We start from the raw sequence: 17640 nt of genomic DNA, 5'->3' as shown, positions 1-17640 counted from the left end.
GGAATTCCGAATTAATAATTCCGAATCGGTATATATGGGCGCTGAAAGGAACAGGCACAGATCAGCAGCTATAACAGCCATCTAATACCGGCATATATAAAAGTCTTGTGTGCTGATGTTTGTGTCTGTTCAACGCTTACCGAAGCACGCTCACCTTCCTTCGTTCCAAACCGCTGGAACTCTTGATACGGAGGATATAAACCCCCTGCGGCAGGTGGCGCACGTCGAGGCGCAGCACACGGTCTTTTGTTTCCTCGCTCACCAGCACCTGGCCCATTTGGTTCAAGAGTTCCACGTGGCGCACCGTTACGCGGGCGGGCTGCTCGATGGTGATAAAGTCAGTGGCCGGGTTTGGGTATACTACCAGGTCGCTCACCGTTATATGCACCAGGTTTTCCTTTACCGCGGTGCTGCGCTGGTCGCCGTTCGTGATGGTGAGCTTCACGCTGTACCTGCCCGGCTGCGGATACAGCACAACCGGGTGCTGCTCGGCAGAGGCGGCCGGCACGCCACCCTCAAACTCCCACAGCCACGCCGTCGGGCGAATGCCCACCGAGGCATCCGAAAATTTAACGCGCTTGCCCGCCATCGTCAGGGTGTCGTTGGCGGAGGTTGTCTTGAAGTCGGAGCGGAGCGTGCCGCTGCAGGCAAGCGAGTTGAGAAGGCTGCTGCGGGAGGTGGCCAGCACCGTTTGCATGTAGCTGGCCTGGCCCCTGGTGAAGAGGTTCATACAGGCATCGTCGCTGTAGTCCATGTAGTTCTGGTACATGTCGCCGAAGGGGCTGTCGTCGCAGGACGATTTGATGCCGGTGTTGCACCCGGTGTTCTCGGCCATCTGGTTGGGGGTGTCGTCTATGCCGTCTGAGTCGGAGCAGGTATAGCCGCTGCCCCACACGTGCCCCAGGCCCAGCCAGTGGCCCACCTCATGGGTAGCGGTGCGGCCCCTGTTATAATTCGTGGCAAAGGTGTTGGCCGGTGCCGCCCCCACCACCTCGTAGTGCAGCACCACGCCGTCAGTGGCTGCCGGTCCGCCGGGCTGCGAGGCGTAGCCTAGGATTTCTCCCTTGATCTTGCAGACCCATATATTCAGGTACTGGTCCCGGTCCCAGGCATCCACCCCTCCCTTGCTAGTGTATTTCACGTTGTCGGAGATGTACTCGAAGGTGCTGGAGGTGGAGGTGCGGGTGATGCCCGTGGTCAGGTCGCCCTCCGGGTCCACAGAGGCCAGGCAGAACTGGATTTTGGTGTCGGCGGCAAAAGACCTGAAATAATCCGGTGTGTTCAGGGTGTCGGCGTTCAGCCGCCGGAAATCGGCGTTCAGCACCTCGAGCTGCGAGAGCAGGGCGGCGTCCGGGATATTCTCTGCGGCATCATTATAAACCACATGGAAAACCACCGGAACCGTGACGACGACATCCGCCTGCAAGGCCTGTCCCCGCCCCTGTTGCGCCAGCGCCTGCTGCACTTCCTGCTGCAACGCCTGTTGCCTTGCCTTCAGGCCGGGGGCCTGCGCCTGCTGCACCACCGTGTAAGCCTCCGTGGCGCAGGTGCGGCCACGGGCACTGGCAACAGCATCCGGCTGCCGGGCAAAGCTGGCGATGGCAAGGCTCATACAAAGCGTTGCCGTTAGGGTAAACGTGCGCATGCGGCAGGAATAAAACACACCTCCCCACAAGGGGACGTGTTGTAGATGCAATATAACGAATTGCAGAGAACTTGCCGCTGCTACAGGCTGGTTTTTAAGAGGATGCGGCTATAGGTTTACATCCACCCGGTAGTGCAGCGAGTCGGAGAACACCAGTTTCTGTACCCCCTGCACGCGGTAGCCGGAGATGTTGCCACTGGAGGGCTCGGTGGTGAGCTGGATGTTACGGCGCGAGAAAAACAGGATGTTCTGGTCCTGGATGAGGGCGTTGAGTTGGCGAAGTTGCCTGTCCGGGGTCAGCTCGAGGCGCAGGGAATGCACTAGCGGCTCGGCATCCTCCACTTTATTATATTCCACCACAAGGCCGCCGTCAGCCAGCATCTGCTCCTGCCGGGTATAATATTCCCGCAGCGCCGGGCGGTTCAGGTCCGCCTCCAGAAACACTGACAGTTCATCTTCCCAGTCTATCTCTGAGGTTTGGACGGTCTCTGTGGGCTTTTCCTCCGTCGTCACCGACTTCAGCACCATCGGCTGCTCTTCCTGCAGGCGCTGCTGCTGCTGTTCCAGGTAGGCTGTCAGGTTGTAAGGTGCCTCTGCCCCGTCGGCAATTACAGGCGGGGCAGGGCGCTCACAGGCAGCGGCGGCCAGCAGCAGGCCCAGAAACAAGACGGAAATACGGCTGGCCACAGGTTGCTACTTATTGATCAGTGATGTGCCATCCATCTCGGCAGGCTGCGGGATGCCCATCAGCTCCAGAATGGTGGGCGCCAGGTCTCCGAGCTTTCCTTCGTGCAGCGTTCCCTTAAAGTCGTTGCTCACCAGGATGCAGGGCACCAGGTTGGTGGTGTGGGCCGTGTTGGGCGTGCCATCCTCGTTAATCATATAGTCGGCGTTGCCGTGGTCTGCAATCACAATGGTGTCATAGCCGTTCTCCAGCGCTGTCGTAATCACTCTTGCCGCACACTGGTCCACTACCTCGCAGGCCCTGACGGCCGCCTCAAACACGCCGGTATGGCCCACCATGTCGGGGTTGGCGAAGTTCAGGCAGATAAAGTCAGCGCTCTTTTTCTCCAGCTCCGGCACGATGGCGTCGCGGATGTCGTAGGCGCTCATCTCCGGCTGCAGGTCATACGTGGCCACCTTTGGCGACGGGCACAGCAGGCGGCTCTCGCCCTCAAAAGCCGTTTCGCGGCCTCCGGAGAAGAAGAACGTGACGTGCGGGTATTTCTCCGTCTCGGCGATGCGGATCTGCGTTCTGCCCGCCTTGGCCAACACCTCGCCCAGGGTGTTGTTCAGGTTGTCTTTCTCGAAGATGGCTGCTACGTCCAGGAAGCTCTCGTCGTAGTTGGTCATCATCACATAGTGCAGGTTGAGCTTGTGCATGTTTTGCTCCGGGAAGTCGCGCTGCGTCAGCGCCTGCGTAATCTCCCGGCCCCTGTCAGTGCGGAAGTTAAAGCAGATCACCACGTCGCCGTCCTGGATGGTGGCTATGGGCTGCTGCTGGTCGTTCACTTTCACAATCGGCTGGATAAACTCGTCGGTCACGCCGGCGTTATAAGACTCCAGCACCGACTGAATCAGGTTTTGGGACGGCGTGCCGGTGCCGTGTACCATCAGGTCGTAGGCAAGCTTCACGCGCTCCCAGCGGTTGTCGCGGTCCATGGCGTAGTAGCGGCCCACCACAGAGGCAATGGTGCCCGTTGTCTGCTCCAGGTGCTGCTCCAGTTCGTTTATATACTTCACGCCCCCTTTCGGATCGGTGTCGCGGCCATCGGTAAAGGCATGGATATATACCTCGCGCAGGCCCTGGTCGGCGGCCACCGAGCAGAGCGCCTTCAGGTGGTCGATGTGCGAGTGTACGCCCCCGTCGGAGAGCAGCCCGATTAGGTGCACGGGCTTTTTGTTTTCTTTGGCGTAAGCGTAGGCGCTGGCAAGCACCGGCATGGTGGCCAGCTTGCGCTCGGCGATGGCCTTGTTGATGCGCACCAGGTCCTGGTACACCACGCGCCCGGCGCCGATGTTCATATGGCCCACTTCCGAGTTGCCCATCTGCCCTTCGGGCAGGCCCACCGCCTCACCGGAGGCCTGCAGCCTGGTGTTCGGATACTTCGCAAGGATGGAGTCAACAAAAGGCGTGTTGGCCTTCGCGATAGCTGAAACTTCCGGATGCGTGGCGATGCCCCACCCATCCAATATCATTAAGAGAACCTTTTTATCCATGGTGCAAATATAGCTATAATCTTTAAATGTGGAGACGCTCCGGAGCAGGCCTCTTATAGCGGCTACTGTCTTCGGGGCCGGAAGGTTTTAACACAGGCCACAAGCCTCATTATATAGTAGATTTTATATTTTATATTCAGAAGATAAGCCTTAACTTAGGGACACGAACAGCAGGCGCTTTCCTGGCATAATTTTGGATGATAGCAGCATGGGATATCAAACAGTGATATGAAAAACTTTAAACACCTTGTAGTAGCATTTTCTTTAGTGATGGTGGCCGTGCTTTTCACGGCAGGGCAGGCCGTGGCGCAGGGCGAGGCAATGAGCAGCGTGACGTCGGCCATGAAGGCGGGCTCCGCCAAAGAACTGTCGCGGAACTTCGGCAGCATGGTGGAAATTACGCTGGACGGCGGCGAGGCGACCAACTACAGCAGCACGCAGGCCGAGTTCGTGATGAAGAACTTCTTCGCCAAAAACGCCCCCGTGGACTTCAGTGTGAACCACAACGGCGCCTCCGACAAAGGGCAGCTCTACGCCATCGGCACTTATGCCTCCAAAGGAGACTCCTACACGGTGCTCATCCGGATGAAGTCGGCGAACGGCAAATACCTGATCCACTCGATGAACTTTATAAAAGATTAAGCAGATAAAAATAAGATTTTCAGGAAGGCCCGGTATATATGCCGGGCTTTTTTTATTTTTGCCCCGTGAAGCCGACTTACCTAACCGAACAAAGCATCAGCGCGTTCATCGCAAGCGCCCTGGCCGAGGACGTCGGCGACGGAGACCACTCCTCGCTGGCGGCCATTCCGGCGGACGCGCAGAACCAGGCGCGCCTGCTGATAAAAGGAGACGGCATACTGGCGGGCGTAGAGCTGGCCACCTATATCTTCCGGGCGGTGGACCCCAACCTGCAGGTGGCAGTGCTGCTGCAGGACGGAAGCCCTGTGAAGTACGGAGACATCGGCCTGACGGTAAAAGGCAGGGCGCAGTCCATCCTGACGGCGGAACGCCTCGTGCTGAACTGCATGCAGCGCATGAGCGGCATCGCCACCTACACTCACTCTCTGGTGCAACTGATTGCGGGAACCGGCGCCAAACTGCTGGACACCCGCAAAACCACCCCCAACTTCCGGATGATGGAGAAGTGGGCCGTGGTGATTGGCGGCGGCTACAACCACCGCTTCGGGCTGTACGACATGGTGATGCTGAAGGACAACCACGTGGACTATGCCGGCGGTATCCGCGAAGCCATCACCGCCACGCAGCGCTACCTGCGGGAGAAAGGCAAGAACCTGCAGATTGAGGTGGAGACGCGTAACCTGGAGGAGGTGCGGGAGGCGCTGGAGACAGGCGGCATCCACCGCATCATGCTCGACAACATGGCCCCTGCCTTAATGCGCGAGGCGGTGCAACTGATTGGGGGCCGGTACGAGACAGAGGCTTCGGGCGGCATTACAGCGGAAACAATACGGGCCGTGGCCGAGACGGGCGTGGATTATATATCGGTGGGCGCGCTCACCCACTCCAGCACCAGCCTCGACATCAGCCTGAAGGCTTATAAATAATTTCGCCTTACCTTTGCGAGCGCCAGCACAGGTGATTTATAAATAAAGCGCATCCGCCCTGCGGGTGGCGCCGGACGAGAACAGAATTTCGACTTTAAACTTATATGCAGCGACCGAATCAAAGAGGTTTCCGGACCGTACAGGGGCCACCCCCGGGAGGCATCCGCACCAAGAAGTACCAGCTAGACAAAGAGAAGTATACCAAGATGGCCCTGGTGAAGGTGTGGCGGCACGACTGGTGGTACGCGCTCGTTCCGCTGGTGCTGCTGTTGCTGCCCGCTGTATTCAGTTTCTCGTGGTGGTGGGTGGCCGCCGCCGTGGTGGTGACCATCCTGTTTGTGCTGCTGCGCTCGGCGCAGGTGATGGGCGTGACGCAGATAGAGCAGGGAAACCCGCTGTTTGAGAAGCTGACCTACGAGATTGACAACCGCCAGATACTGATGAAGCGCAACGAGCGTGAGGGCATGGCCATGAACTGGGACATGATCCGGAAGGCCCAGGTGAAGTCGGACGCTTACCTGCTGTGGCTGCAGCCCGCCGCCGACGCCCAGCTGCCAACCGGCTGGAAGGGCTGGGTGGCCCGCAATTTCGAGACGCCGGTTTTCATTCACCTTCCTTTCCGCATCTTTAACAGCGCCAACGACATAAGGCTGATGGAAAACATACTGCGCCGCAAAAACCTGCTGCCGGCCGCACCCACAACCCCATCCTAAGGTATCGCCGTAAATTAACAACAACGGCTTTGCCAGCACAGCAGGCAGCCGGGTATATATAAAAGGATATATAAACGTACAGAAATGAATAAAAACGTAATAGCAGTATTTGCCGCCGTGTGTGGCTTGTCTATGGCCTCCTGCGACACGCCCAAGGACCTGAGACCGGAGGAAAAAGTATCGGTGGATTTTGTGGAGCCCGGCACGCGCAGCACCTACAACGTAGGCAAGGTAAACGAAGTGTACCCGCCAGCCCATGATGAGGAGATTATGCCTGACCACGACCTGGGCGGGAACTCCCTTATGAAAGGAGACAGCATCAGTGAGGCGACGGAGACGAACGCCGACTCGACCAAAGAATAGTAAAGGGCCTGCGCCTTATAGCCTGCCGCTGCTTTACCTGCAGCGGCAGGCTTTTTTTTGCCCCTGCCGCATCCCTGCCTGTCACCGATATATGGCTGCAGGTGCACACGTTCAGATAAAAAACTTATATTTGCAACACAATTGCCTTTAGACCTCCATGGCGCAACAGGAAGACGAGTGGTTCAGTATGTGGTCCGACTCTCCGTATTACCATATACTGTATCGCAACCGCGACCTGCACGAGGCGCACCTGTCTGCGGGCAGACTGCTGGGCCACCTCCACCCACCAAATCCGCACAAACGCATCCCGAGCCTTGCCTGCGGGCGGGGCCGCCACTCCCTTTACACAAGCCTGATAGGCATTGCCCCGGCGAGGCGCAATGCGCACGCCAGGCAGTTCAGCAGCGCACGCCTGCATTCCGATGCGTACGGCATGCGCCATCTATATATACCGGCTTATCCTGATTTTTTCCTGAGCCTTTTCGCCAGCCTCGCCCACTTCAACAACGGGACCGGGAATGTGGCGGCCCTAGCGGCCATGGGCAGCAGCCTGGAGCCGGGCGGGCCTTGCGGGAAGAGGGCGCTACAAAGTATTTCAAGATGGCGCGATTGCGCCTTGCAGCAGTGTTCTGCTACTATAACCTTAACCCGTTCGTGCGCGAAGACAGTAGCCGCCCGGATGATATTCGCGCTAAAGAGATAACCGCAGATGATTATAGCCATACTCGTCCTGTTTTTCACGGTAGTACTATCAGGTTTTCTGGTGAAGGTGTTTCCTCCCCACAACGGCAGGTGGCTGAAGATAGCGCTGTCTTTCAGCGGGGCCTATCTCTTCACCATTACCATCATCCACCTGCTCCCCGATGTGCTCCGGAACGGCAACACCCAATCCTACGGCGTCGGCTACTGGGTGCTGGCGGGCTTTTTCCTGCAACTGGTGCTGGAACTTTTCTCGCAGGGCGTGGAGCACGGCCATATACACCATCACCAGGGCCGCATAGGCTCGATGCCTTTCCTGCTGTTGGGCTCGCTGTTTGTGCATTCTTTTCTGGAGGGGAGCATTCTGGTGGAGTATGGCGGGCATGCCCACGCCGGCCACGCCCACACCACCAGCGACAATTTTTACCTGGTGCTGCTGGGGGTGGCGCTGCACCACGTACCGGCCGCCTTCGCGCTGATGTCGGTGCTGCTGTCGCGGCTCGAGAACTTCCGGAAGGCATTTCTGTGGCTGCTGATATTCGCGGTGGGCTCGCCGCTGGGCATTTTCTTCAGCAACGTGGTGCTACCGCAACAGGCGCCGGACGGCCTGTTATATACCGCCCTGACGGGCCTGGTGGCTGGCAACTTTCTGCATATCTCCACCACCATCCTTTTCGAGACAAGCCCCGACCATCGCTTTAACCGCACCAAGCTCATCGCCACCCTCTTTGGTCTGACTCTGGCCCTCGCCAGCGATTTTATATAGGCGTCAGGTCCTGTTGCGCTGCCTGGTTTATATATGGCCGCTTATGCAAAGGAAAGGCCGAAGCGGGAAGGCTTCGGCCGGGCATATGTTTAGCAATTAGCTAAGCTTTGGTTTGCATCGCTGCCGGGGCGTCGTTAGGACAAGCACGCGTGGCGCAAAAGGCATTCTTATAGGATAGTGGCGAGCAGCGCGGCGAACAGCGCCTTCACCGTCACCGTTACGGCGTCAGGGCCGGGGGAGCTGCCCGCATCCTCCTTTTCTTCGGAGGAAAAAGCCTCTCTGAAGTAAGCAACGGGGCTGTCCAGCATTTCGTCATCCAGCACAGACCGGTTGGCTGGCTTGGGTTTCGCCCCGCCTGGCTTGGTGCTGTCCGCAGCGGCGGCGGTTTGGGTCTGTTGGGTGGCAGCTGTAGTGCTGGCGCTGTTGTTATTGTTGATGCTTGCCAGGGCAAAAGGCACGCTTACGAGGCACAGCACCACAAGGGCTGCCATCGGGATAAACACGCGTACTTGTTGCCACCGTTTTTTCATGCACAAAAATAGAAATAAAGCCAGGCAAATAAAAGAGTTTACAGGGTAATTTGTTGAACAGGTATTTTCATGCCTGTGGCGTAAAGCGCTGACGGTCTGTGTGGCAACTTTCTTTTTACTTGGCCGGGGCCGGCTGAATTACCTTCAGCGTAACGGGCACGACGCCCGCCTTGATGAAGTCGAGCCGCCGGGCTGCTTTCTCCGATAAATCGATGATGCGGCCCCTGACGAAGGGCCCCCGGTCTGTGATGCGGAGCTTCACGCTCCTGTTGTTCCGCGTGTTCGTGACTTTTACCTTGGTGCCGAGGGGCAGGGTTTTGTGCGCGGCCGTGAGCCTGCCGCGGCGGTACTTCTCGCCGTTGGCCATCGTGCGCCCCTGAAACTTGCGGGCATAATAAGACGCCTTGCCCGACTCGGTGTAGCCCCGCTCCCCAAAAGCCGGGGCCGAGCTGGCGCAGGAGCTAAGGCAGGCAGCCATGCAGCCGACAGCCACGGCGCGTTTCGCCCAGAAAGCTACGAGGGATATAAGTGGGGTGAGGCGGAGCAAGGGGTGTGGCATGTGCATAGCGTCTTCTTAGGTAAACGGCAGTCCGTGTGGCAGATTATACCATCGGGTGATATTGGCGGCTACTGCCAAAGGTAAGGCCTGCCGGGGCAACCATGCAACCCGGCGGGAACTTATATGCCCCACCTCCACCCGGACAAAATTAACTTGCGCTATTCATAAATGGATTGGACACCGCAAGCTGTTGGCCGCAATTAAATACAGCTTAAGAAGTCTTGTGCCTTGGTACTTGTTTCCTGCTTATAAGCAAAAAGCCGTGGCTGCATCCGGTGCGGCCACGGCTTTCTCTTTATATATGTTGAGGCTACTGCTTTAGCTGATAATTATATACCTCCATAGCCTGTGTCAGCTTGTCTTTCTGGAAGAGGTTGATCACGAACTGCGCCCCCAGGATGCCCGCCCCCGCATATACCAGCGGCGACACGCTGATGCTGCCGCCGTTGTTCACGTCCTGCGAGTTCCCGAAAGAGGATATGGCCCCTGCAGCCAGCAGACCGCCCCCGAGTATGGTAACCCCCGTGTTAATCCACTTGTCTTTTCTGTATCTGCGGAGCAGGTTCATGCTGGAGGCGTTGTCGGCCAGGGCCTGCTCCAGGTTCTGGTAGTCCACGAGGTAGAGCGGGCCGTTGTCTTTCGAGAAAAAGTAGATGCGCTTGCGGCTGGTGCGCGGGCCACCGTAGCCGTAACCATAGCTGTAGGGCGAATAGCCATAGTCGTAGGTGGTGCGGCTGGTATAGTACCGGTCGATGCGCGGGCCGTCCAGGACGCGCTTGGCGAAGTCGTCGTAGCTGTTGCCTGCCTCCACGCGGGCAAAGAAGCCCTCATCGTTCTGGAAGGCGGCCACCATGCTGGGGTTGTATTTCAGCGAGTCGTCCACCAGGAAATGGCTTGACTTGAAGATGGGGGATTTGTACTGGATTCTGTTGCCATATATAACCTCCCCATTCTGGAGTTGCAGGAAGTACCTGGCCGGGCGGCCGTTGTCGGTCTGGGCCAGGCTGCTGTAGCCAGCCGCCAGGCAGAGTATCAGGAGTAAGAAGCTGTTTTTCATCATGTTATTTAACTTAAATAAGCCACAAATATTGTGCTGGTTTGGCCGCAGCCTCCACCCTAAAAGATCAGGAAAAGCATCACGGCCATGCCCAGCAGGGCCAGGTACACCCAGCGCATCAGGTGCCGGCGGTGCTTGGCTGGCACCATGTTGCTGATCAGCATCACCACAAACAAGAGACAAAGCAGGTACAGGAGTATAAACGTAACCGCTTTTACCCAGTTCGGGACAATAGTATTCTCGGCCTGGTACTGGTTGCTGAGCCCCATATCCGACAGCAGCCACTGCAGCCCAAAAAACACAACCACCTCAAAAACAACAAAGTAGAAGAGCCAAAGCAGCCAGCTGTATTTGACAGAGTTCTTATCCATTACAGGCTTTTGAAGAAGTGGAAACTCTTTACATGGAAGTCCTCGCGGAAGTAAAACCGGTGGGCAGCCGCGTTGGTGACGTACGCGTCCAGCATCACCGTATCGCATTGGTGGCGCTGCGCCTCCTGCAGCATCCAGTCCCACAGCAGTTTGCCCACCCCCGCAGCGCGGTGCGCCGCATCCACTACAAAGTTATCCGGTTCCAGGTATTTCCCGCTATAAAGCTTGGCGCTAATCCAGAAGCCCGAGAGGCCGATGCAACGGCCCCCGGCGTTGAAAGCGGCCACCATGCGGTAGCCCTTCGGCAGCATAAGTTGCAGCAACTCGCGGTAGCGGGACAGGGGCATATCCGGGTTCAACTGCAGGATGAGGGGGTGCTGCGCCAGCATTTGCTCCAACCCATGCAGTTCCTGCACAGTATATATAGGAGCATCTATCGGGAGGTTGGGCATCGTCTGGTGTCCTGCGCGTCGGTTTACAGGCAAATATAAGCTTCTGAAATTAAAAAGCAGTTGCGGAAACTCAACAGTAGTTTTCTCAGAAGTATTACTTTGTCAGGATTCTTATTGCACCTTTAGAGCTTTTTGAAACAAAACCGTACGTATTAACCGTTAGAAGGAGTAATAAAAGTTATGATACCATTATAATACCAGGAGGAAGCGGGGATATGAAGCTAATTCGTAACATAACATTGGATAATTATAAATTCTATAGCGACGGCACTGTGCGTAAGATTTTCAGCGTGGGGTATGAGGACTTGAAAACCCTTATCTTCTACCAGGATGGCAAAAACATCTTTAAGCTGGTAGTGGCCAAGGATGACCCTCCGATCGTGATTGAGAAGGATATTACGCGCGCGGAAGCTTTCCGCCTGATGAACACCCGCCCCTGACACAGGCGGGTTTTTTGTGTAAGCCACGCCTTTCTCCACTCGCCCCGCCCATGCACACCCGAAACCGCTATTACAGAATTGCCCTTATAGGACTGGCGCTGCAAATAGTATTGCAGGCGGTGTTGTTTTTCGCCGTCGGTCCGTACTTTGCCTCTATCCTGTCTCCTTTGTACTCCGTCTGGATTATACTTTTTGTGGTGGGCTGGCGAAAGGAGCATCCGCGCCGCTAGTTCCTGCCACTCCTCCCCCGCATAAACATTTTTTAATTCAGCTGTGTTGTAGAACCAGGGCCTGTGGGTTAAATTCCTGCCCCTCTGCTACCTTCGCGGTTGCGGCAAAATACCGGCAGCCAGCGCAGCAGGTGGCATATATGGCAGAGCAAGCATTTTGTTGCCTTGCCTTACTTATGCACAGGAGAGTAATTAAAGCGCCTATGTCTGAAGAGAATGTGATGAACAACGAGCACCATGTGCAGCACATGTTCCTGCATGTGGAAAGCAGCGACGCCGTTTGCATGCTGAATATCGCCGGGCACCCGTACCGCCTCCGCGAGCTGGTGTTTATGATGATAGAAAACGGCTGCCGCGTGGCCATATCATCGGCAGACGCCTACAAAACCTTCGATTTCGACAAAGAGACGGTGGAGGTATATGATTTCCTGACATCCATCATTAAAGCGAAATTTGTATAGAAAGCCCCAAAACGAAGCAGGCTGCCCGTTAAGGCAGCCTGCTTCGTTTTATTCTCTTATAGCTGTTTTATTTCGATTTCGCGGGGCTGGCCGGTGCTCTCGTGGTAAGGCAGCTTCACCATCAACTGACCTTCTTTATAGACAGCTTCCACGCGGCCCAGGTCTACCTGCGGGGGCAGCATGAACGTGCGGTTAAACAGCGGGGCCGCCATGGCCGGGTTCTCCCTGCTTTGCAGCACCGAAAAAACGCTTAGCTGGTTGTTGTTCAGCACTACTTTAAACGCCTCGGGGTCTACGCTCGCCGCCCAGACATTGATAACAGCGCCCTTCTTGTATTTTTTTATATCTACATAAGTCTCACTCACGCCGCCACCCAGCGTGTTCAGCAAGTCGATCTGCTGTGCTATATTCTTCAGGAATTCTTTGTCTTTTATCAACTTCATTTTCTTTCTCCTCTTTCGTGTTCGGGAGGAACAATGCAAAAGCAGTGCCAACTAGCGGGGCCGGCCTGGCTGGCAAGCAGGAGCTGCTTTGGTGTCAAAATGGCTTAGCCTCCTTGGCTATATATGCCACAGGGAGCCACATTGTCACTTTTTGCGGTGCAGCGGACGAAGCTACCCATCAGGTACAGCGTAACCGAAAGGCTATATATGGTCATGGGTGTGGCGCTGATAAATCCGATCGCAAGGAAGGGTTCGACCACGTATATGGAAGCGGAGAGTATATAGGTTTCATATAGCGGCAACGTGCCGCCCAGCTTTCGCAGGCACACCCTGTAGCCGTGCGTAACAGCAGCTACAGGGTGTGCCTGCGCTGCACTCAAAGGCAATTCCAGATTTGGGAAATGCGCTGCTCCGGAGCCTCTGTTTTTCCATATATGGGAAAACTCCCCAGCCGCTTCCTCCCGCCCGAGAATTCTTCAGAAAATATTTATTGCTGATTTATGTAATGTAAACCGCTGACTATGAATAGTTAGCAGTTTGATGTGCTGGGAGATGCAACCTTGGAATGAGCGGGCATCCTGTGTTAAGATTCGGCCTGCATGCGCTGGCATATTTCTTTCCTTAGGAGCAGGCATACGAGCACACATCATGAAAAACTTTTACCTACTTCTTTTAGCTGTTTTGGGTTTCGCACTTGCCGCCGAGGCGCAGGTAATCGTTTACCACGAAAACTTTAACAACACCATCGCGGGTGTTTCAGGCAATTTTACACAAACCTCCGCAGCCGCCTACACGGATACCCTGTATACCGCCGGCAGCAACATGCAGGCGAATGCCCTTGCCAGCGAACTGGAGATAAACAACTACATCTCCACCTACAAGCTCAGAAACATCACCATCACCTGGAAGGACTACCGGACACAGTACTGGAGAAAGACCAGCGGCGGGAAATACGAAATCTCCTCGACCGGACCCAGTGGAGTCAACAGCAACTTCACAAAGGTTGACAACACCGCCCCCGTAAGCCTGGAATACAGCGTGAACGGCGGCCCCTATGTGAAGGTAGGAGAGTACACCGCGAGCGCCGCCTTCTTTGCCTGGGGTACCGTAAACGGGGGCGTTGCCATTGCGCTTCCCGCCGCAGTTGAAAACCAGCCAAACGTGCGCTTCCGCTGGAAAATCAGGGTGAACAACACCAACACCGACTTCTACGCCATCGACGACATCATGATTAAAGGCACGCCTGTGCTGGGCACTTCCACCTTTAGCTGGGACAGCAGACCGCTGAACGAGAACCCTTATGCAACTACTGCGGGCAATCCATATAAAGTAGACGGCGTAGCGCTCACTTGGCAGCAGACCACCATCGGAACAGGGCTGACCGGGCAGACGGCCGCTGTCACAACAGACTTTCAGAAGAAAAAGACGCTGGCCCTGTTCCAGGCCGGAGCGCAGGCAAACACGGGCACGGAAGTGAGCCTGCAACTGAGCCATATCGTTTCCGGCCTTACCTTCACGGTACACGATGTGGACCGCCTGGCCGGGCAGTACACAGATAAGCTGGAGGTAGTGGGCTACAACGGCACCCAGAGAGTGCCTGTCACCAAAAACAACATTTTGCCCAGGATAGCGAACGAGTACAGCAGCGGGTTCATTCAGGCCAAAGTGAACGGTGTGGATGCCCAGCCCACTTCCGGCAGGGGCGACGTGACCATCAGCTTTGTGGGCGACGTGGATAAGGTGCTTATCCGGTATTACAACAACGATGCCGCCGCAGCAAGGCAGGGCATCGCCATCGGGGACCTGACATGGGGAATGCCTGACTTGCCTGTGGGCACCCTGCCCGTAGAACTGGCTTCTTTCAAAGCCTCGTCCCAAAATGGGAATGCGACACTTTATTGGGTTACCGCCTCTGAGCAGAACAACGAGAAGTTTGTGGTGGAGCGCAGCCAGGACGGCAAAACTTTTGTCCAGGTGGGCGAGGTAAAAGGCAGGGGCACCAGCAGCATTGCCAGCAACTACAGCTTCACCGACACCAACCCTGCCGATGGCTTGAACTATTACCGCCTGCGCCAGGTAGACTTTGACGGGACCGAAGACTTCTCGCAGGTGGTGGCGCTTGAAGTTGCGCAGCGGCCAGGAGTGGCTGCCACCGCGCTATCCACGGTTTTCCCGACAGCCGCCTCTTCCGACGTGACCATCCGCCTGCACACAAGCGGCAGCGCAGCCATTGTGGTGATGAACGCGGCTGGCAACGCAGTGGCGCAATTTGCCGACGTGACCGGCGGCGAGCTGGTGGTGCCGGTGCAGCACCTGAACAGGGGGATATACTTCGTGACTGTTACAAACGGCCATCAGCGCGAAACGCGGCGCTTCATCAAGCAATAGGCTGCGCCCCCTTCGCTGGCAGCGCAGCGCCCGATAACGCTGCTGCCACAGTTCCGTACAAATTAATACAACCAATGACGAGGAACTATGAAAACAAAACTGACAACTGCTGTATTGTTGGCTGCCGGCCTGCTGGTGGGCTGCAACGAAACCAGCAAAGAAATAGACAATGCCGGGGATGTGCGCGAGATAGCCTCTGAAGACACTGCCGTGCTGTATGAGGAAGACAACCTAATGGCGGGCACTGTGCTGGAAGCGGACGAGGAAGAGTTTAAAGTTGTAGATTTCAACGCGCCCGAGATAGAGGATGCAGAACTAAACAAAGCCGGGGTGGAGCTGCGCGGGGCCGACAATTTCCGCATCTACTCATTTGGCGAGGACGTGATGTTCGACACCGACAAGGCCACCCTGCGCGACAGCGGCATCGAGAAGCTGCAGAGCGTTGTGGAAGACATTAAAGGGCGGGGCATAGAAGGCACTATCCGGGTATATGGCTTCACGGATGCGCGGGCCAGCGAGGCATATAACAAAGAACTGGGCATGGAGCGCGCCGAGGCCGTGCAGAACTGGCTGCTCGAAAACAGCAAATTCGACCTGAACCGCATCAAAATAGTGTCCCTGGGAGAGCATTATCCGGAGGCATCCAACGAAACACCGGAGGGCCGCCAGCAGAACCGCCGTGTAGAGATTGTGGTGGTCGACAAACCAGACCAGTAAAACCAAAGGCTATATGCTGCTCCGGCTGTGATCAGAAATGCGTATCTTTCCGGAAACGAGGGGCTTCTGTGCTTCCCTTCTTTTTTCTGAGCCTCACCAGGCACTGCGTTACCGGTGCTTTTTATATGATGCATGAACCGTCTTCCCGGCTTAAGCACAGCCTTTATATATGCACAACATCTACTTCAAGAACGACTTCGTAAGCATCCATTTCGATAGAGATCTCCGGATAGGAAAGGCTGTCTGGCAGGGAGACCTGGTGGGCTCCGAGTTCCGGGAGGCGGTGCTGCTGTGCCTGGACCTGATAGACAGGCACAGCCTGGTGGGCTGGCTGGGCGACAACCGCAGGATGAAGTCCATCCGCCCCGTCGATCTGGAGTGGAGCCTCCAGCACTTCCTGCCGCAACTGCTGGAGGGCTCGCTCGAGCGCCTGGCAAACATCCCCTCGCACGACGATGACAACCGGGCGGCGGTGGAGGTATTGTATGCTAAAAAAAGCGACTCGGAGGAACTGACCATTCGCGATTTCGTGACGGAGGAAGAAGCGCTGGCGTGGCTACAGAATACTATTTAAAACCGGGCAGCGGCAATCAGTCCTATATATAAATACCATTTCTTTTTCATCCATATATAGGCGCTGTTCAGAGCTTCTTTTCGAGTCTGGCGCTTGTGCCATGCAAAGACCATCAAGGACGGAGAAACAGAACACCCTGTACACGTCCATAATGCGTTAAATCCACTTCAGCGGGCCCGCTTTCCCATTTATATATACTGAACATCCATTTCCTGAGCTACCAGCGAAGCCGTAGCGGTGGCGCTGTTGCCCATGCCTTTAAAGTTAATATATTTGTCCTGCTTACGCACAACCTACAGGGTGTGTGCCTGCCATGGCGGCAACTTAACCAGGGCTGATTATGATGAAACTATACTATGACACCGATGCAATGCGGATTAGCTACGACGAGGAACTGCAACTGGCCGTGGGCGAATGGAAGGGCTTTGTGAGCAGCAACGACATGAAGGAGGTGGCGCTCCGCTCCCTGAAGTTGGTGAATGAGCACGGGATTACCCGCTGGCTCGCCGACCGGCGGAAAATGAAGGCCATCCGGCAGCAGGACCAGCAGTGGACGGTGGATGTGTTCATCCCTAAACTGCTGGAGAGCCCGCTTTGCCGCATGGCCACCATTGTCTCTAAAGACATCTTCAACCAGATGGCGATAGAGCAGATGCTGACGCGCAGCGGCGGCCTCGGCGGCATTGCCCTCCGCGACTTCGACAGGGAGGAAGACGCCATGGAGTGGCTGAAACGGCCCATCAGGGAAGAAAACTATATATAGGCTCCCGCTTTTCCCGCAATGGCTGCGCTGGCTGCATATACTGGCTATATATAAGCTCTGCAGCTAACTGCTATATATGCCGGTGCGGCTCTTTTCGTCTTGTCCGCCGGGCCACGCGCGGAATTGCCCCCTGTTGTTGTGCGTCTTGTTTATTATGGCTATAATAGAAGGAATTTTAACCATACTCAACTCACACAACAATTTAAAACATGAAAAGGATAACGGGTATCACTTTGGCAGCGGCATTCTCTGCGCTGCTGTTTCTTGCAGGATGTCAAAACTCAAACGAAGAACAAATGCGCCATATCGTAGTATTTAAGTACAAGCCCAGCGCCACCCCCGCGCAGATAGACACCATCACCCAGGCCTTCGCCGACCTGAAAGACAAGATACCCGGCATTGTGGCCTTTGAGCACGGGGTGAACGACAGCCCCGAAAACAAGAACCTCGGCTTCACGCACGTATATATGGTGACGTTTGAAGACGCCGCGGCGCGCGATGCCTATTTGCCGCACCCGGAGCACAAGAAGTTCGGCGCGCTGCTGGGCGAGGTGGGTGTGCTGGAAGATGCCTTTGTCGTGGATTTCTCTCCTGCCGGGGCGAAGTAATTGCTGCTCCCTTAAGGTATATATAACCGCCGTTGTTGCTGTCAGATACACCAACAACGGCGACTTTTAAAGA

23 protein-coding genes are annotated in these 17640 nt (G+C 56.0%); 14 read left to right on the top strand and 9 right to left on the bottom strand.

Translation table 11 applies throughout. From position 1 onward, the window contains the following. Positions 1 to 136 precede the first annotated feature (136 nt). The 3 genes from GSQ62_RS11010 to gpmI all read right to left on the bottom strand — a co-directional run bounded on the left by GSQ62_RS11010 (position 137) and on the right by gpmI (position 3865). Positions 137 to 1612, bottom strand: coding sequence for a M43 family zinc metalloprotease (locus GSQ62_RS11010; protein WP_161889547.1), 1476 nt, complete (start codon positions 1610 to 1612; stop codon positions 137 to 139). 141 nt (positions 1613 to 1753) lie between these two features. Continuing rightward, positions 1754 to 2332, bottom strand: coding sequence for a hypothetical protein (locus GSQ62_RS11005; protein WP_161889546.1), 579 nt, complete (start codon positions 2330 to 2332; stop codon positions 1754 to 1756). A 6-nt stretch (positions 2333 to 2338) separates the two neighbouring features. Beyond that, complete coding sequence (gene gpmI, locus GSQ62_RS11000; RefSeq protein ID WP_161889545.1) at positions 2339 to 3865, bottom strand: 2,3-bisphosphoglycerate-independent phosphoglycerate mutase; 1527 nt, start codon at positions 3863 to 3865, stop codon at positions 2339 to 2341. 228 nt (positions 3866 to 4093) lie between these two features. On the opposite strand from gpmI, the gene GSQ62_RS10995 reads away from it, so the two are divergent. From GSQ62_RS10995 to GSQ62_RS10970, 6 genes are all read left to right on the top strand, one after another. Beyond that, positions 4094 to 4507, top strand: coding sequence for a DUF4783 domain-containing protein (locus tag GSQ62_RS10995; RefSeq protein ID WP_161889544.1), 414 nt, complete (start codon positions 4094 to 4096; stop codon positions 4505 to 4507). Between the two features lie 65 nt (positions 4508 to 4572). After that, a complete protein-coding gene (nadC, locus tag GSQ62_RS10990) occupies positions 4573 to 5433 on the top strand; it encodes a carboxylating nicotinate-nucleotide diphosphorylase (RefSeq protein ID WP_161889543.1) in 861 nt (286 codons plus the stop codon). A gap of 104 nt (positions 5434 to 5537) precedes the next feature. After that, positions 5538 to 6146 (top strand): hypothetical protein, encoded by a 609-nt coding sequence (locus GSQ62_RS10985; RefSeq protein ID WP_161889542.1) that lies wholly within the window; start codon positions 5538 to 5540, stop codon positions 6144 to 6146. 84 nt (positions 6147 to 6230) lie between these two features. Next, complete coding sequence (locus GSQ62_RS10980; protein ID WP_161889541.1) at positions 6231 to 6509, top strand: hypothetical protein; 279 nt, start codon at positions 6231 to 6233, stop codon at positions 6507 to 6509. Between the two features lie 157 nt (positions 6510 to 6666). Continuing rightward, positions 6667 to 7212, top strand: a complete 546-nt coding sequence (locus GSQ62_RS10975; protein WP_161889540.1) for a hypothetical protein — start codon at positions 6667 to 6669, stop codon at positions 7210 to 7212. Positions 7213 to 7218: 6 nt separating this feature from the next. Beyond that, the gene (locus GSQ62_RS10970; RefSeq protein ID WP_161889539.1) at positions 7219 to 7974 is read left to right on the top strand and encodes a ZIP family metal transporter; all 756 of its coding nucleotides are present in this window, start codon (positions 7219 to 7221) and stop codon (positions 7972 to 7974) included. A 167-nt stretch (positions 7975 to 8141) separates the two neighbouring features. On the opposite strand, the gene GSQ62_RS10965 is transcribed toward GSQ62_RS10970, so the two are convergent. The 5 genes from GSQ62_RS10965 to GSQ62_RS10945 all read right to left on the bottom strand — a co-directional run bounded on the left by GSQ62_RS10965 (position 8142) and on the right by GSQ62_RS10945 (position 10976). After that, positions 8142 to 8504 carry a hypothetical protein gene (locus GSQ62_RS10965; protein WP_161889538.1) on the bottom strand — a complete coding sequence of 121 codons (363 nt, stop codon included), beginning with the start codon at positions 8502 to 8504 and terminating at the stop codon, positions 8142 to 8144. Positions 8505 to 8619: 115 nt separating this feature from the next. Next, positions 8620 to 9069 carry a septal ring lytic transglycosylase RlpA family protein gene (locus GSQ62_RS10960; RefSeq protein ID WP_317164376.1) on the bottom strand — a complete coding sequence of 150 codons (450 nt, stop codon included), beginning with the start codon at positions 9067 to 9069 and terminating at the stop codon, positions 8620 to 8622. Positions 9070 to 9373: 304 nt separating this feature from the next. Then, entirely contained in the window at positions 9374 to 10123 is a 750-nt protein-coding gene (locus GSQ62_RS10955; RefSeq protein WP_161889537.1) for a hypothetical protein, read from the bottom strand. A gap of 56 nt (positions 10124 to 10179) precedes the next feature. Next, a complete protein-coding gene (locus tag GSQ62_RS10950; protein WP_161889536.1) occupies positions 10180 to 10491 on the bottom strand; it encodes a hypothetical protein in 312 nt (103 codons plus the stop codon). After that, complete coding sequence (locus tag GSQ62_RS10945) at positions 10491 to 10976, bottom strand: GNAT family N-acetyltransferase (RefSeq protein ID WP_161889535.1); 486 nt, start codon at positions 10974 to 10976, stop codon at positions 10491 to 10493. The genes GSQ62_RS10950 and GSQ62_RS10945 overlap by 1 nt, the downstream gene beginning before the upstream one ends. Positions 10977 to 11215: 239 nt before the next feature. Between GSQ62_RS10945 and GSQ62_RS10940 the strand changes: the two genes are divergently transcribed. From GSQ62_RS10940 to GSQ62_RS10930, 3 genes are all read left to right on the top strand, one after another. After that, positions 11216 to 11383, top strand: coding sequence for a hypothetical protein (locus GSQ62_RS10940; RefSeq protein WP_237586592.1), 168 nt, complete (start codon positions 11216 to 11218; stop codon positions 11381 to 11383). 50 nt (positions 11384 to 11433) lie between these two features. Next, entirely contained in the window at positions 11434 to 11613 is a 180-nt protein-coding gene (locus GSQ62_RS10935) for a hypothetical protein (RefSeq protein WP_161889533.1), read from the top strand. Positions 11614 to 11816: 203 nt separating this feature from the next. Beyond that, a complete protein-coding gene (locus GSQ62_RS10930) occupies positions 11817 to 12074 on the top strand; it encodes a hypothetical protein (protein WP_161889532.1) in 258 nt (85 codons plus the stop codon). Positions 12075 to 12130: 56 nt separating this feature from the next. On the opposite strand, the gene GSQ62_RS10925 is transcribed toward GSQ62_RS10930, so the two are convergent. Beyond that, entirely contained in the window at positions 12131 to 12517 is a 387-nt protein-coding gene (locus GSQ62_RS10925) for an Hsp20/alpha crystallin family protein (protein ID WP_161889531.1), read from the bottom strand. A 648-nt stretch (positions 12518 to 13165) separates the two neighbouring features. On the opposite strand from GSQ62_RS10925, the gene GSQ62_RS10920 reads away from it, so the two are divergent. The 5 genes from GSQ62_RS10920 to GSQ62_RS10900 all read left to right on the top strand — a co-directional run bounded on the left by GSQ62_RS10920 (position 13166) and on the right by GSQ62_RS10900 (position 17567). Beyond that, entirely contained in the window at positions 13166 to 14905 is a 1740-nt protein-coding gene (locus GSQ62_RS10920) for a T9SS type A sorting domain-containing protein (RefSeq protein ID WP_161889530.1), read from the top strand. Between the two features lie 87 nt (positions 14906 to 14992). Continuing rightward, the gene (locus tag GSQ62_RS10915) at positions 14993 to 15622 is read left to right on the top strand and encodes an OmpA family protein (protein ID WP_161889529.1); all 630 of its coding nucleotides are present in this window, start codon (positions 14993 to 14995) and stop codon (positions 15620 to 15622) included. 169 nt (positions 15623 to 15791) lie between these two features. Continuing rightward, on the top strand, positions 15792 to 16196 hold the full coding sequence (locus GSQ62_RS10910; protein ID WP_161889528.1) for a hypothetical protein: 405 nt from the start codon (positions 15792 to 15794) through the stop codon (positions 16194 to 16196). A gap of 340 nt (positions 16197 to 16536) precedes the next feature. Next, positions 16537 to 16959, top strand: coding sequence for a serpin family protein (locus tag GSQ62_RS10905; RefSeq protein WP_161889527.1), 423 nt, complete (start codon positions 16537 to 16539; stop codon positions 16957 to 16959). 296 nt (positions 16960 to 17255) lie between these two features. After that, a complete protein-coding gene (locus tag GSQ62_RS10900) occupies positions 17256 to 17567 on the top strand; it encodes a Dabb family protein (RefSeq protein ID WP_161889526.1) in 312 nt (103 codons plus the stop codon). Positions 17568 to 17640 lie beyond the last annotated feature (73 nt).

Source organism: Pontibacter russatus (assembly GCF_009931655.1).
In the GTDB taxonomy this organism is placed as follows: domain Bacteria; phylum Bacteroidota; class Bacteroidia; order Cytophagales; family Hymenobacteraceae; genus Pontibacter; species Pontibacter russatus.
The sequence above is the reverse complement of the archived record's forward strand: the minus strand, read 5'-3'. Positions and strand labels throughout refer to the sequence as shown.

Excerpts from the sequence above, each read along its gene's own strand:
- GSQ62_RS11010 (WP_161889547.1), bottom strand. The coding sequence starts at position 1,612 with ATGAGCCTTGCCATCGCCAGCTTTGCCCGGCAGCCGGATGCTGTTGCC.
- gpmI (WP_161889545.1), bottom strand. The coding sequence starts at position 3,865 with ATGGATAAAAAGGTTCTCTTAATGATATTGGATGGGTGGGGCATCGCC.
- GSQ62_RS10995 (WP_161889544.1), top strand. The coding sequence starts at position 4,094 with ATGAAAAACTTTAAACACCTTGTAGTAGCATTTTCTTTAGTGATGGTG.
- GSQ62_RS10985 (WP_161889542.1), top strand. The coding sequence starts at position 5,538 with ATGCAGCGACCGAATCAAAGAGGTTTCCGGACCGTACAGGGGCCACCC.
- GSQ62_RS10980 (WP_161889541.1), top strand. The coding sequence starts at position 6,231 with ATGAATAAAAACGTAATAGCAGTATTTGCCGCCGTGTGTGGCTTGTCT.
- GSQ62_RS10975 (WP_161889540.1), top strand. The coding sequence starts at position 6,667 with ATGGCGCAACAGGAAGACGAGTGGTTCAGTATGTGGTCCGACTCTCCG.
- GSQ62_RS10970 (WP_161889539.1), top strand. The coding sequence starts at position 7,219 with ATGATTATAGCCATACTCGTCCTGTTTTTCACGGTAGTACTATCAGGT.
- GSQ62_RS10965 (WP_161889538.1), bottom strand. The coding sequence starts at position 8,504 with ATGAAAAAACGGTGGCAACAAGTACGCGTGTTTATCCCGATGGCAGCC.
- GSQ62_RS10960 (WP_317164376.1), bottom strand. The coding sequence starts at position 9,069 with ATGCACATGCCACACCCCTTGCTCCGCCTCACCCCACTTATATCCCTC.
- GSQ62_RS10955 (WP_161889537.1), bottom strand. The coding sequence starts at position 10,123 with ATGATGAAAAACAGCTTCTTACTCCTGATACTCTGCCTGGCGGCTGGC.
- GSQ62_RS10950 (WP_161889536.1), bottom strand. The coding sequence starts at position 10,491 with ATGGATAAGAACTCTGTCAAATACAGCTGGCTGCTTTGGCTCTTCTAC.
- GSQ62_RS10935 (WP_161889533.1), top strand. The coding sequence starts at position 11,434 with ATGCACACCCGAAACCGCTATTACAGAATTGCCCTTATAGGACTGGCG.
- GSQ62_RS10930 (WP_161889532.1), top strand. The coding sequence starts at position 11,817 with ATGTCTGAAGAGAATGTGATGAACAACGAGCACCATGTGCAGCACATG.
- GSQ62_RS10925 (WP_161889531.1), bottom strand. The coding sequence starts at position 12,517 with ATGAAGTTGATAAAAGACAAAGAATTCCTGAAGAATATAGCACAGCAG.
- GSQ62_RS10920 (WP_161889530.1), top strand. The coding sequence starts at position 13,166 with ATGAAAAACTTTTACCTACTTCTTTTAGCTGTTTTGGGTTTCGCACTT.
- GSQ62_RS10915 (WP_161889529.1), top strand. The coding sequence starts at position 14,993 with ATGAAAACAAAACTGACAACTGCTGTATTGTTGGCTGCCGGCCTGCTG.
- GSQ62_RS10910 (WP_161889528.1), top strand. The coding sequence starts at position 15,792 with ATGCACAACATCTACTTCAAGAACGACTTCGTAAGCATCCATTTCGAT.
- GSQ62_RS10905 (WP_161889527.1), top strand. The coding sequence starts at position 16,537 with ATGATGAAACTATACTATGACACCGATGCAATGCGGATTAGCTACGAC.
- GSQ62_RS10900 (WP_161889526.1), top strand. The coding sequence starts at position 17,256 with ATGCGCCATATCGTAGTATTTAAGTACAAGCCCAGCGCCACCCCCGCG.